The organism is Rivularia sp. PCC 7116 (assembly GCF_000316665.1).
Taxonomy (GTDB): Bacteria; Cyanobacteriota; Cyanobacteriia; order Cyanobacteriales; family Nostocaceae; genus Rivularia.
In genome coordinates this window covers 3,470,370-3,483,584 of sequence record NC_019678.1, presented here as the reverse complement: position 1 = coordinate 3,483,584, position 13,215 = coordinate 3,470,370, and the positions used below count along the sequence as shown (strand labels likewise).

General features: G+C 40.0%; 9 protein-coding genes and 1 tRNA gene. 5 read left to right on the top strand and 5 right to left on the bottom strand.

Going from position 1 to position 13,215, the window contains the following annotated elements:
- Positions 1 to 126: 126 nt before the first annotated feature.
- The 3 genes from RIV7116_RS13640 to RIV7116_RS13630 all read left to right on the top strand — a co-directional run bounded on the left by RIV7116_RS13640 (position 127) and on the right by RIV7116_RS13630 (position 3,733).
- Positions 127 to 588: a tRNA (cytidine(34)-2'-O)-methyltransferase gene (locus RIV7116_RS13640; RefSeq protein WP_015118883.1), complete on the top strand. Its 462-nt coding sequence runs from the start codon at positions 127 to 129 to the stop codon at positions 586 to 588.
- A gap of 861 nt (positions 589 to 1,449) precedes the next feature.
- Positions 1,450 to 3,453, top strand: coding sequence for a peptidoglycan DD-metalloendopeptidase family protein (locus tag RIV7116_RS13635; RefSeq protein WP_015118882.1), 2,004 nt, complete (start codon positions 1,450 to 1,452; stop codon positions 3,451 to 3,453).
- A 206-nt stretch (positions 3,454 to 3,659) separates the two neighbouring features.
- A tRNA-Met gene (locus RIV7116_RS13630) sits at positions 3,660 to 3,733 on the top strand.
- A 300-nt stretch (positions 3,734 to 4,033) separates the two neighbouring features.
- Here RIV7116_RS13630 and RIV7116_RS13620 read toward each other — a convergent pair.
- Positions 4,034 to 6,139: an amylo-alpha-1,6-glucosidase gene (locus RIV7116_RS13620; RefSeq protein WP_015118881.1), complete on the bottom strand. Its 2,106-nt coding sequence runs from the start codon at positions 6,137 to 6,139 to the stop codon at positions 4,034 to 4,036.
- 144 nt (positions 6,140 to 6,283) lie between these two features.
- Here RIV7116_RS13620 and RIV7116_RS13615 point away from each other — a divergent pair, with 144 nt between their 5' ends.
- Positions 6,284 to 6,895 carry a peroxiredoxin gene (locus tag RIV7116_RS13615; protein ID WP_015118880.1) on the top strand — a complete coding sequence of 204 codons (612 nt, stop codon included), beginning with the start codon at positions 6,284 to 6,286 and terminating at the stop codon, positions 6,893 to 6,895.
- Between the two features lie 127 nt (positions 6,896 to 7,022).
- A complete protein-coding gene (locus RIV7116_RS13610) occupies positions 7,023 to 7,571 on the top strand; it encodes a redoxin domain-containing protein (RefSeq protein ID WP_015118879.1) in 549 nt (182 codons plus the stop codon).
- A 156-nt stretch (positions 7,572 to 7,727) separates the two neighbouring features.
- Here RIV7116_RS13610 and RIV7116_RS13605 read toward each other — a convergent pair whose 3' ends face one another.
- From RIV7116_RS13605 to RIV7116_RS13590, 4 genes are all read right to left on the bottom strand, one after another.
- A complete protein-coding gene (locus RIV7116_RS13605) occupies positions 7,728 to 8,729 on the bottom strand; it encodes a DnaJ C-terminal domain-containing protein (protein WP_015118878.1) in 1,002 nt (333 codons plus the stop codon).
- A 640-nt stretch (positions 8,730 to 9,369) separates the two neighbouring features.
- Positions 9,370 to 10,659, bottom strand: coding sequence for a glucose-1-phosphate adenylyltransferase (locus tag RIV7116_RS13600; RefSeq protein ID WP_015118876.1), 1,290 nt, complete (start codon positions 10,657 to 10,659; stop codon positions 9,370 to 9,372).
- Positions 10,660 to 10,863: 204 nt separating this feature from the next.
- Entirely contained in the window at positions 10,864 to 11,139 is a 276-nt protein-coding gene (locus tag RIV7116_RS13595) for a hypothetical protein (RefSeq protein ID WP_015118875.1), read from the bottom strand.
- 144 nt (positions 11,140 to 11,283) lie between these two features.
- A complete protein-coding gene (locus RIV7116_RS13590) occupies positions 11,284 to 13,026 on the bottom strand; it encodes a S8 family peptidase (protein WP_015118874.1) in 1,743 nt (580 codons plus the stop codon).
- Positions 13,027 to 13,215 lie beyond the last annotated feature (189 nt).

The following is a 13,215-nucleotide window of genomic DNA, read 5'->3' as shown; positions in this document are numbered from 1 at the left end:
TTTAATTTTTTTTATAGATTCTGACAGACTGATTTATATTAAAAAAAACTATATGTGTCTTCTATCCCAAGATAGTTTTGAAAAAACGAATACATTGTTTTTTTGAATACAATTAGTTGATTGCCAATGCCACAGATAGTTTTAGTCCATCCGCAAATTCCTCCAAATACAGGTAATATTGCCCGTACTTGTGCAGCTACAGGTACCGAATTGCACTTAGTTGGTCCTTTAGGTTTTGAAATCACTGACCGTTATCTAAAGCGAGCAGGCTTAGATTATTGGCCTTACGTAAAGCTGCATAATCATCAATCTCTAGAAGACTTCAAAGTCTTTCATCAACAGCGTGGAGGAAGATTATTAGGTTTCAGCGTTAGAGGTAATTTTAATTACACAGCTTATGAGTATCAACCAACCGATTGGCTTCTATTTGGCAGTGAAACCACGGGCTTACCAAGCGATGTCTTAGCAGAATGTGATGCAACCCTTCATATTCCGATGAAAGAAGCCAAAGTTCGCAGCTTAAATCTTTCTGTAAGTGTTGCTATAAGTTTGTTTGAGGCTCGTCGTTTTTTAGGGTATCTCTCTTGAGCGCAATTCTCCTGCTTCAAATATATATATATATTTATTTGGCTATATTACCTAAGTGATAATTTCTGGAAAACCATAAAATATCTATCCAACTTGATTATTTATAGAATAAATACCTGTTATAGAATAAAAATAATGTGTTACATGTTACTTTTAATTTGTTGTCTATTTCATTAATAGTGAAAAATACTTAAGTGCAGTAACGTTCTTATATAAGAAATTTGTATATATAGTTTAAAGTTTTCTTGAAATCGAATCATAGATTTTTGTTAATTGGAATTATCCCGATAATTGCTTTTGGTTTGGGTAAAGTTTGTTATGGCAGGGCAGTTGAGCCTTTGTTGCAATCCCTGAGATTTTTTTGAAGCGCAAATGTACTTGCGAGTAAATACGGTTGTACTTTGGGGAAAAATCAACGTAAAGTCTCGATTGGGAGGGTGGGATAGGTTGCAACTGCTGCTTAAAAATTACAGCAAGATATATGCTTATTCCTGAAAATTGCTGCCGATTAAGGTAGTAATGGTCCGAACATGAAGCTTTATTATTGTTCTTACTTATAAAGTTTGATGTTTTCTTGAAGCAGATGTAAATGTATATGTCTGTATCAAGGAAAACTAAATTAGGGTGTAGTCAACAGCATAGATAAGTAAGCACAAAAAGTTGATTTTTACTAGTACAGTGTTAACTTGTCTAAAACAGAGAACCGGGTTAATCTTGCCTAAGTATCTCTGGTAAATGTGATCTCGATCTATTATTCTGAGTGATTCAAATCATTGAATTTTGTTGAAATAAGTAAATCGAGCTCGGTTAAGCGCTAGCGATCGTAGGAGGTTGTCTTTGAAACGAGCATTGAAGAAGAAAATGAAAGCTGTGTTAGAAAGTCATATTAGTAATAATGATGCTTCGATAGATCACAGTAGCTTAGTTACTCCGCAGGTTAAGCGTCGGATGCCTAAAGCCGCCATGATTGGCTTAGCAATCTCGATGGGAGCAACCAGCCTTTTCGTGACTCGACAAAGCGACCAAGCCCTAGCAGCAGAACCTGTAGGCAATGAAAATACCGCCTCTACAATTCCTGCTGCATCCGATGAGATAAAGTTTGTTCCCACACAAAAGCGGTCTTTTAAAGCTATCTCCAGCGATATTGGGGCAACGAGTCCTACCGTAGTGGAGCCGACAGCAATCTCGAAGGCAAATGGGTTTGGAGCTAGATTACGTGTTGCCTCAAGTCCGAAGTCTGTTCAGTTCGGAGTACAAACACCTAGCAAAAGTGTAACAGCAGCAAGTAGCAATACAGTTTACTCCGTGCCGCAAGTGGCTAAGGGACGGATTATTTCCCGAGCTATTACCACTGCAAATAGCACCCAAAGTAAAAATATTACAATTGCTCCACCATCTGTTGATGCTCAAGAGGTTGCTTTATCTGGCAACACTCAGCTCGAAGCTCAACAAAAATTTGCACTTAACCGTTTAAAGCAAAAATCGAACCGCTTAAAAGCAAGTCTTAATAAGCTACGTTCGACTTCGGTTGAAAGTGTGAAGCCAGCAGCGTTGAAAACGCAGCAGGAAACTCAAGTTGAGCAAACATCAACAGCAATTACCAACACTGCATCAGAAACTGCCAAACTTCCATCTAGTGTTAATCCGGTACAACAAGCTGTAACAGTTCCAACAGCAGTTGACTCAACAGTAGCAGCACCAACTGCAATAGCAGCAGCGCACTTAGTTAAACCTGGGGACACTCTTGCCAAAATAGCTAGCAACTACGGTACTTCGGTATCCAAACTAGCAAAAGCCAATCAATTGTCTAACCCCAACGAATTAAAGGTCAATCAACAGTTGATTGTTCCTAGTGCCCAAAGCAATAGTAATGTTGTTGCAATTGCATCGGATTCAACTGCAAAGAATGATTCGCAGTTTTCATCTTCTGTTGTTAACGCCGACAATAGTGTAAATTCTTTCGGCGTAGGTGGCGATACTCCCGTACCTTCTGTATTTTCAGAAATGCAACTCGCTGATAGACGTAATGCTTTAGCGAGAAAAGTTTCTAGAAATGAGCGTCTTCGTAAATTAAAAGCAGAAATCGAAAGATTGCGGGAAAAATACCGCACTCAACAATCTGGAGTGGTTGTACCCCAGGCAAATACTACTACAAACTCAGTAGAAGTACCTGTTCGCAAACCAGCATCAGCTTCTATACCTATTCCTGTAACAAAGCCTATAGTAGGCAAAGCTTCGGTACCCATTCGCGTTGCTAGACCTAACACCGCAGCAGTGGCGATCCCGGTTCCTTCACCAAGCCAGGATATTAATCCTAATTTCTCTCGTAGTAGAGGTGTAAGGGTAGTAAGACCTTCTTCAAGTTTTAGCGGTCGTTCTCAATCTTCCTCGGTTGTAAAAACAACACTATCTCCAGGGCTACCTCCATTGGCAGCAGTTGATAGATATTTACCCAAACCTATTGACGAGTCAAAACCACCTTCAAAAGGTTTTGTATGGCCTGCTAAAGGTGTTTTCACCTCTGGTTTCGGTCCTCGCTGGGGAAGAATGCATAAAGGAATTGACATCGCAGCCCCCACAGGTACCCCCATTCATGCAGCAGCAGATGGTGTCGTTGTATCTGCTGGTTGGAATCGCGGCGGTTACGGTAAGTTAGTCGATATTCGTCATCCTGATGGTACCTTGACTCGCTACGCTCATAACAGCAAGATTGTTGTGCGTAAAGGTCAGCGCGTACAGCAAGGTCAAAGAATTTCTTTAATGGGTAGCACCGGCTTTAGTACTGGTCCTCACCTGCACTTTGAAATCCGTAAAGGTGGCAAAAAAGCTGTTAACCCTGTAGCTTTCCTTCCTCCTCGCAAATAATTTCCGATTGATTAGCATCTAGATAATTGCCTTGGAAGGTTGAGGGAGAATGTCTCCCTCTTTTGCTTTTAATTGGTATACCTTATTAGCTTCTTGCAGATAACGGTTAACAGATTTTGATTCTCAATTATCTGCTTAAAAAATAATTTATTCAAATGCTAGTCAAGACTTTGTTTATATGATATATTGATAATCAAATAAAATTTGGCTCAGTAGCTCAGTTGGTTAGAGTAGGGGACTCATAAGCCCTTGGTCGTGCGTTCGAGTCGCACCTGAGCCATTAAATTAATTAGTTAACAGCTTAGGGATTGGCAAATATGTCAATCCTATAACTTATTTTACCTGCGCTATCTGCAAGATGAAAAGGTAGGGGGATGGTAAATCCTCTGGTGGGTACTCGTCCCAAGCTTGAGAGAAATGGCGTAATCCGCCCTGGGTGGCGTGCGGCTCGGGGGGAAATGGTGAAGATTCTAAAAGTAGCGAGTAATGAATATTTAATTTCCGATTGCCATAAGACAATGAATAAATATCGCCATGAATGTTACTTGCTACTTGCTACTCCTAACTCCCCACTCCCCCTCTAAAAATCGTGGTAATGTCTAATCACCTCAGCAACAGACCAAGCTTGAGCTACGGCTCCTTTTGGCTGGTGCGGTTCATCGCCATCAAAAATTTCCGAAATTGAGCCAAGACAAGCATCTGATAAAAAATGTTGTATTAAGGGTTCCCAATCAAAAGGTAAGGCTTCATCTTTATGAAAACGCTGCCAAGCCCGGATGAAAGGACCAATTAACCAGCTCCAAACAGTACCTTGATGATAAGCACCGTCACGACTAACTAAATTGCCAATGTATTTTCCGATGTACTCGGGATCTGAGGGTTCGAGAGAGCGGAGTCCGTAGGGAGTAAGTAAGGTTTTTGCTGCTCGTTCGAGTACTTGATACCCTTGCTTACCAGAAAAGCCGCAGTGGCTTAGTGAAAGTGCTAAAACTGCATTTGGTCTAATTTGAGAATTGCGACAATCATCCGGTTCGATGGTGTCGTATAAATAGCAAGCTTTAGGATTCCAGAATTTTTGCAGCGACTGCTTTACCTGTTCGGCTTGCTGACTATACCTCCGGGCTTGATTTGCGAATCGGACTCCCTCTTCACCAAAATGCTGCTCGCTTAATATTTCTGCCCATCGTGAAGCCCAGCATAAAGCGGAATACCATAAAGCATTGATTTCTACTGGCTTACCGCGACGAGGAGTTATAGGAGTACCTTCCACCACAGCATCCATCCAAGTAAGAGCTACACCAGCAGCGTCCCAACTTAATAAACCATCCGTAGAATCAACATTAATTTTGTAATTTGTACCGCCAACTAATGCTTTATAGATTTTTCGGACAATGGGATACTGTTCTGCTAAAAATTTCCAATCTTGGGTAGCTTCTAAATAGATACCTAAAGTTTCAATCCACCACAATGTTGCATCTATACTATTGTAAAAAGGTTCGCCACCAGCATCAGGAAAAGCATTAGGAATCAAACCTTGACGACAGTAATGTCCAAAGGTTTGCAACAATCCTTTGGCTATTTCAAAACGTTGCGGTACTATCGCTATACCTGGTAAAGCAATTAAAGTATCCCGTCCCCAATCATTGAACCAGTGATACCCTGCAATTACTGTCGGACCATCAATTGACGCTCTATGGACTATAAATTGATCGCTAGCACGTAATAGTTTTTGCCAAATTACATTTTTTGGAGGTAGGGAAGTAGAAGGGTTGCAAAACTTTAACTTATTTCCTTCGCTCTCTTCATAGTTTTCCCATCCAAAAATCTGCGATAACCTCTTTTGCTCTGCTAATATTTCTCGGTTAAAACTTTCGCAATTGAGAGCAATATTCGATTCATCAGGAAAACCAAGTTGCGCCTCTAGTGTTACAGTATCTCCAGATTCCAAAACAATACTTAAGTAGCCTGGGCTATAAAGGTCTTCTATGTCACACAATCCTCTACGACTCTCTTCGGGTAAACCATAATTCCAGTACCAAATACCGTTCGATTGATAAGTACCTTTGCTCCAACGCAAATGCCAAGGCGTACCAAATTCATTTGCATTTTTTGATTGCAAACAAAGCTGTCCCTTATTAAGCTGTTGCAAAAACTGCAATTGAGAACCTCCTTTTTGCTGATGGTGAAAGTCGCGATCGCCAACTAGCAACCTCAGCCTCAAAACGGCGGTATCCCTACCTTGATAGCGATACTGAATCAATACGCGGTCTCGGAATGGTGTTTGGTTAGTACCGAGTATTGAATCACCAAAGTCTTGTTTTTCCTTCTGTGCTTCTGCATTTGCCTGCAATCCATATGGCATAAATATTTGCCTGCTCAATTGCCAGCCTTGTTCGCCCCAAGTCCATTCGGGAACTGGGTTAATATCAAACGAACGTAGCAGTTTGTAGCCTTGCGGTTCGATTTGACCGCTAGCCCAAAAATTAGTCCCCAAGGTTATTACTTTATGAGGTAATTCTAAGCTAGCTTCTAAGTGTGACATCAACAAAGTGCGCCCAGAAGGTGGACTTGTTGCAGCAAATAACCAACCATGGTAAGTGCGAGTGCGGACATCGGAAACTGTACCACTTGCAAAACTTCCCAAGCCATTAGTCAACAACCATTCTCGAGTATCTAAATCTCCCATTTCCAAACGAGAAATCGTTATGAGTATGATATTATTTGTAACAGTTCGTAATTAAATAATCAAAGCGTCAAATCGGTGAACGTTATATAGACCACCGAGATTTGCGATGCTGCAAAAATATAGCCCCGAGGAGAATTAATTATAATGCCCCTTACTTATTCATCAGAAGGATGCCTCCGAGTTGGTCAGCAGGCTCCGGATTTCACAGCTACAGCAGTAGTCGATCAAGAATTCAAAACAGTCAAGCTTTCCGACTATCGCGGTAAGTATGCCGTTCTGTTTTTCTATCCTTTAGACTTTACATTTGTCTGTCCTACTGAGATTACAGCTTTTAGCGACCGTTACGAAGAATTTAAAAAGCTCAACACTGAGGTACTTGGTGTTTCCGTTGACAGCGAATTTTCCCACTTAGCATGGATTCAAACAGACCGTAAGTCTGGTGGAGTGGGTGACTTAAATTATCCCTTAGTATCGGATATAAAGAAAGAAGTTAGCGCTGCTTACAACGTGTTAGACCCAGAAGCAGGTGTAGCTTTGCGCGGTTTGTTCATTATAGACAAAGATGGTGTAATTCAACATGCTACCATCAATAACTTGTCCTTTGGTCGTAATGTAGAGGAGACATTACGGACATTACAAGCTATTCAATACGTTCAATCTCATCCCGATGAAGTTTGTCCTGCTGGTTGGCAACCGGGCGATAAAACAATGAATCCCGACCCAGAGAAGTCCAAAGTATATTTCTCTGCAATTTAGTTTTTTGGCAGCTGATTAAAGTATGGTTAGCGGTAATCAAGTTACCATTAACCATACTTTAATAGAGATATTTAGCAAATTAAATAAGTAGATTTATTAATATAATTTCAAAATAAAAGTATTCAAAATGTTAACTTCTACTGATTTTAGTGGTTTATTCAACGAGCGATTTTTACATAATTTTCTACCAATTCCCGCTGAGAATAATTTCCGATTGGGAGAATTGACACCTCAATTTCAACTTCCAGATATTACAAACGGTAACTTAGTTAAATTATCAAATTATCAAAATAAACAGCCAGTAATTGTGGCATTAACGCGCATTTTTACTGAAAAGCAATATTGTCCTTTCTGTTTCCCCCATATCAAAGCTTTAAATGAAAACTACGAACAATTTCAAAATAGGGGTGTAGAAGTTTTACTAATTACAAGTACTGACGAACGTCAAAGTCAAATAGTTGTAAAAGATTTAGGTTTAAGAATGCCTTTATTGAGCGACCCTAGCTGTAGAGTATTTCGTAGTTATGGAGTTGGGCAAGCATTGGGTGCCCCTTTACCCGGACAATTTATTTTAGATAAACAAGGGAAACTGATTTATAAACATTTATTTTCGTTTTTAGACCATAATGCCAGCATAGAAACTTTACTGTCTTGCATCGATTCCAATTTCAAATAAGTAATAAATACAAGTAACAAAGAATTAATACTTTACCTTCTTTAAAAACCCGGTTTTTTAGAAAACCGGGTTTAATAATTTTTTTAATATTTACTTTTAATTATTCGGCAAAAAAAAGAGTAGGTCTACCCCACTCTCATAGCGTTTAACCAATCGCTATAGTCTAAATTGCTGTAAATTACTGCGGGGATTGAAGGTACGAATATCCCGAATTTTCTCATAATATTCTCGTTCTTGTTCGCTGATGTTTTTTGGTGTAGCAATCGCAATCTTAACTAATTGGTCAGTGCGAGCGCCGTTACGATTGCGCCAACCTTTTCCACGTAAACGTAATGATTGCCCGCTCCGCACTCCGGCTGGAATTTTGACATCAACCATACCGTCGGGTGTCGGTACTTCAATAGTTGCTCCTAATACCGCTTCATCAGGAGTAATCTGTACTTCACATACTAAGTTATCGCCATCAAACTTGAAAAATGGGTGGGTTCCCAGTTCAACTACAAGATATAAATCGCCACGTCTTTGACTTGAAGGGCTAACCGGACCTTTGCCTCTAACTCGTAAGCGACTACCAGGTTTTGCTCCAGCTGGTATGCGAACGTCGATAGTTTCATTACCCAAGTTAAACCGCTTTTGTACGCCATTAAAAGCTTCTGCAAAGCTTAAGGTAATAGTCGCTTCGCTGTCTTGGGCAGAGTTTCGACCCATGTCTTGGAAACCACCAAAGTCATTAAATCCACCGAATCCACTAGCACCCCCAGTTGAAGTCCGATAGGAATAACTCTGTCCGCCTGCACGGTTTCCACCGGCAAAACGTCCTAATAATTCGTTAATAAAATCATCAAAGCTACTGTATTGACCAAAATCAAAGCCATTCATATCTACCCCAGCACCACCAGCACCATTGGGGAAACCTTGTCCGACTTGCTTCCAATATTGACCGAACTGATCGTATTTTTGACGCTTTTCGGGGTCTGATAAAACTTCGTATGCTTCGTTAACTTCTTTAAAACGTGCCTCGGCTTGCTTGTTACCTTGATTAACATCAGGATGATATTTGCGGGCTAATTTACGAAAAGCTTTTTTTATATCTTCCTGAGTGGCACTTTTATTTACTCCTAAAATTTGATAATAATCCTTGAAGTCGGTTGCAGCCATCTACTAGCCTCCTAATTGGTATATTTTCAATATTTTTCTATGTATAAATTAAGCCAATATAGCGCCCAGATTATAATTATGGACATTCTGGCTCTGACATTAAATTAACAAATATTAAATAATTTTTAGGTGCGGTTCTTGCTAGTCCAAAACAGTGAAATTTCCGTACTATTGAAGGTCAAAATATCAAAGCCTAGCGGTTAATATTGCTTGTTCAAGTTGAGGCGCATTTTGACTGTCAAAGCTTACCGACGTATTCCTACAAAAATGGGCAGGCTTGCCATTTTTTTTACAGAGGAATTGTAACGAAAGCACATTTTTCTAGCTATGGCATTCTCAGACAAACGGGTGCGTTCTAGAAGTTAGTTTCAACGCACCACCAATCTGGTGGTGCGTTAAGCTCGGCAATAACAGATTCTAATATGTGTACACCGTAGCTTTTGCAAAGGTGGTAGGAGAATCTAAATTAACTATCTTATTAGAGATTTGAGATTAAGGAAGTATTAAAATTCTTCTTGCCCAGGTTCTAATAGAGATTGAGAAATAGATAAATCCCGATTAACTGATAGTTGGTAGCTGTTAGATATCTTGCTAACAACTTTCATGCTATCCGAGTTTCAATCTTGTTAATGACTATTGGTTAAATAATTGTTCCGTCTGCTATCACCGCATTTTTTAGTACTACTACAATACCGCTGCGGATATAGAAGCCTTTTTCTTCACGATCGGCTTCTTCAACGTTATCTTTGTTGATAATTTGTACGTCGCAACCAATATGAGCATTTTTGTCAATTATGGCGCGGCGAATTGTAGTGTTTGCTCCGATACCTAAACTAACAGGACCGTCGCTACAGTCGGACTGACGCTCAGCATAAGGCTCATAAAAATCCGATCCCATAATTAGCGTATCTTCAATATTGCATCCAGATTCAACGCGGGATCGCACTCCTAAAACTGAGTTGACAATGCGGCAATCTTTGAGGATACAACCTTCTCCAATCATAGACTGTGCTATCTGGCAATTTAATAGCTTAGTGGGAGGCAGGTAACGAGAACGCGTGTAAATCGGTGCTTCTTCATCATAGAAGCTAAAAGGTGGAGTTGGTTGCTGAGTTAGTGCCAAATTGGAATCATAAAAAGCCTCAATGGTTCCAATATCTTCCCAGTAATCATCGAACAAGAAAGCTTGAACGTTGTATTTATTTAATGCAGCAGGAAGAATTTCTTTACCAAAATCGGTTTGGTCTTTTGAATGTTTTAGCAAGTCGAGTAAAACTTGTTTTTTAAAGACATAAATTCCCATTGAGGCAATATAAGGCTTTTGTTTTGCTTGGTCTGTATCCAATCCCAATACAGTTGTATCAACAGCCATTTGCTTCAAAGCTTCCCCTTTGGGTTTTTCGCTGAAATCGATGATTTTACCGGTATCATCAATTTTGATTAAGCCAAAAGCAGAAGCACCACGCTCCTCTATTGGAACTACCGATAAAGTAATATCAGCACCAGTTTCCCGGTGACGTTGGATAAATTGGCGGTAGTCCATGCGATAAAGGTGGTCGCCTGATAAAATCAGATACTCATCTATATCCCAATCTTCAAAAAGCCATAGATATTGGCGCACCGCATCGGCAGTACCTTGGAACCAGTTTGAACTGCTTGGAGTTTTTTGGGGGGCAAGCACTTCTACAAAACCTTCGGTAAAACCAGCAAAGCTGTAGGTTCGAGCAAGGTGACGGTTGAGGGAAGCCGAATTGAACTGCGTTAAAACATAAATTTTAAATATTTCTGAATTGATACAGTTACTAACCGGAATATCTATTAAGCGATATTTACCAGCTAAGGGTACTGCTGGTTTAGCACGGAACTTTGTTAGCGGATAAAGACGGGTACCCGCACCACCACCAAGAATAATACCTAAAACTTTTTTCATTTATATTTCTCCAGACTGCCTTGAAGCTCTCACTAATCAGTTTATGACTGTGTGTGACAGCTCGCACAGGGGAAATCAAAGATTAAGGTAAGTTAATGAAAACACTATAGCTGTAGTAAAAATTGGACTTTTAATAACTTCAAGGTTGAATTACATGTATCAATTAAAGTTACCTTCTTATCAATCAACTACACTTTTACTATCCTAATCCCCGCTAACCAAACGTAGTTCCTGAGAAAGCCTTAGATACTTTACCCAAGGCTGTTCTGAAAGCTGAGAAACTGCATTTGGCGACACGGTTGCTGTAAACACATCTCTTTTTGCCGTGATACCACTGACACCAAAACCTTCCAAAACAGCAATTGCCGCAGAGTCTATAGCTGATTGTGTATGAATAAAAACTACTAAGCAAGGTTTTGATTGGTCTTGAGTGTTTCTAAGAGCCAATATAAGAGCGGTATCTAGCTTACTAAAGTTCATAAACTGTTAATGAATTAAGGGCAGGTAACAGCAATCTTACTTGCCCCTTTTTAAGCCTATCAAGTATAAAGTTGATTCCAATCCATCTTTATGTAGACCTTAATTCAATTGATAGGCTTAAAAATATTTCAAGAACAATAGTATTTACAGTTTTTCCGCGTTAATCAGCCCAAATCCCCATTTTTTATCAAATGTTCCTTTATCTTTGCCAGGAATAGAACTATTCTGGTAAAGTAACTTTTTCAAAGCTTGGGGATCTAGTTTGGGATTGCGCTGCAAAAGTAGGGCAATTAAGCCGGTAACAAAAGGTGTCGCCATGCTAGTTCCTGCTAATGCAACAAACTTGGAATTAATAATCATCGATCTATCCAAGTTGGCATCGCTAGAAAGGGCTGAAACTATCATTGCTCCGGGAGCAGCTAGATCTGGTTTTTGTGCATCATTGCGTAAAGGTCCTTCACTGCTAAACTCTGAGATGGTATCTAACTCTAAGCCCATTTTCCGCTCTTTTCCATCGATATCAATATATTTAGCTTTTGTAGTGTAAGAAGCAACTGTGACGGCAGTTGCGGCACAACCAGGAGAACCAATTTTGACGGAATCGGCAATACTTTTACCAGTAAAAAATACCGAACTTACGTCATCTAAAGTCCAAACGTCTACACGGGTGTCTTTTGATGATTTATTACGTAACCGCAATTGCCATACGCCACCGGGCACGGGTTGATTGAATTGGCCTTCACCAGTACCACGTATCTGTACGAAGAAATTGTAATCACCGTTCATTGGGTCTTTGCCCGGTGTTACTATTTCAATTTTTGCATCTGATAAGTTATATTCCTGTGCCGGATTATCGTCAGTAATAACTGGTTGAAAAGGTGTAACAAAACCGTTGGGGCTTCGTACAGATATTTCTAGTTCGGATTCTTTAGAATACCAGCCGTTTAACCATACTATACCTACTTGATTTAAGGGCGCAGAAAAACGCATGGTGTTCATTTCACCGGCGCTTATATTGGTTTGACCGTGAATATTATCATTACCTTCGTTACCCGCAGCAGCGCACACAATCCTTCCAGGACCAGTTTCAGCGTCGATCACTTTTGAAAGAGAATCACTACCATCATGACCATCAGCATGTCCACCCAAGCTGAGATTTACTACAGCCGGAAGTCCTAGTTCGCCAGCAACTCGGAAAATATACCGGACTGCATCGGCAATGTGAGCATCCTGTAAATCGGTTTTGACAATAATAAATTCTGCTTCCGGTGCAACTCCACAAAATTCTTCATCGGAACCTCCAGCAATTCCTGCTACGTGGGTACCGTGTCCGTCGGTATCAAGCGACATTGATAAATATTTATCTTCTAACTCAGCACCGTATCCACCTTCTGCGACTCCTTTTCCCGATAAAGTTTGATCCCATACACGTACAATACGTCCTGCGAAAGCAGGATGTGCTGGATCGATACCGCTGTCAATAATGCCGACGATTACACCTTTACCGCTTAATTGTGAATTTTGTTGTTGAAACTTTGGTAGCTGCACCTTTTCGGGTGCAACATCCATTCGCCAATGCAATTTTCGGGATGGCTTAATACGCTCGATAGCTGGTTCTTCTGATAAACGGTCTAAACTTTCAATAGGTAAAAAGGCAGTTCTTACTTCACCCCTATTTTGATTTATTTTTATACCGTACTGCGATAAATGACTCAAGTCAGCCTCTCGATCGCAATAAATAAAAACTACACTACGAATTGGTTTCAAAGCACTTCTAGGAGAAACAATTCCAAGCGAACGCCTGTGGGTTGTTAATGCTTGACTTCCTTCTCTGTGATAGTCCTCATAAGCTAATAATATTCCAGGAGAAAGTTTTTCGTGTCTCATCTTAACCTCTATTTAACTTTAAGTGCTGCAAGATTTTACCAGGATAAGTCGTTTAAACTACATTGGCTACAAGTTATTTTTTCTTGAATTGTTCCATCCAAACTATGACAATTTTTTCTACAATCAAAAAAAATACTTTGCACTCAAAGAATATGATTTCGTATTGAACAAGCAAAGAACCCGTCATCT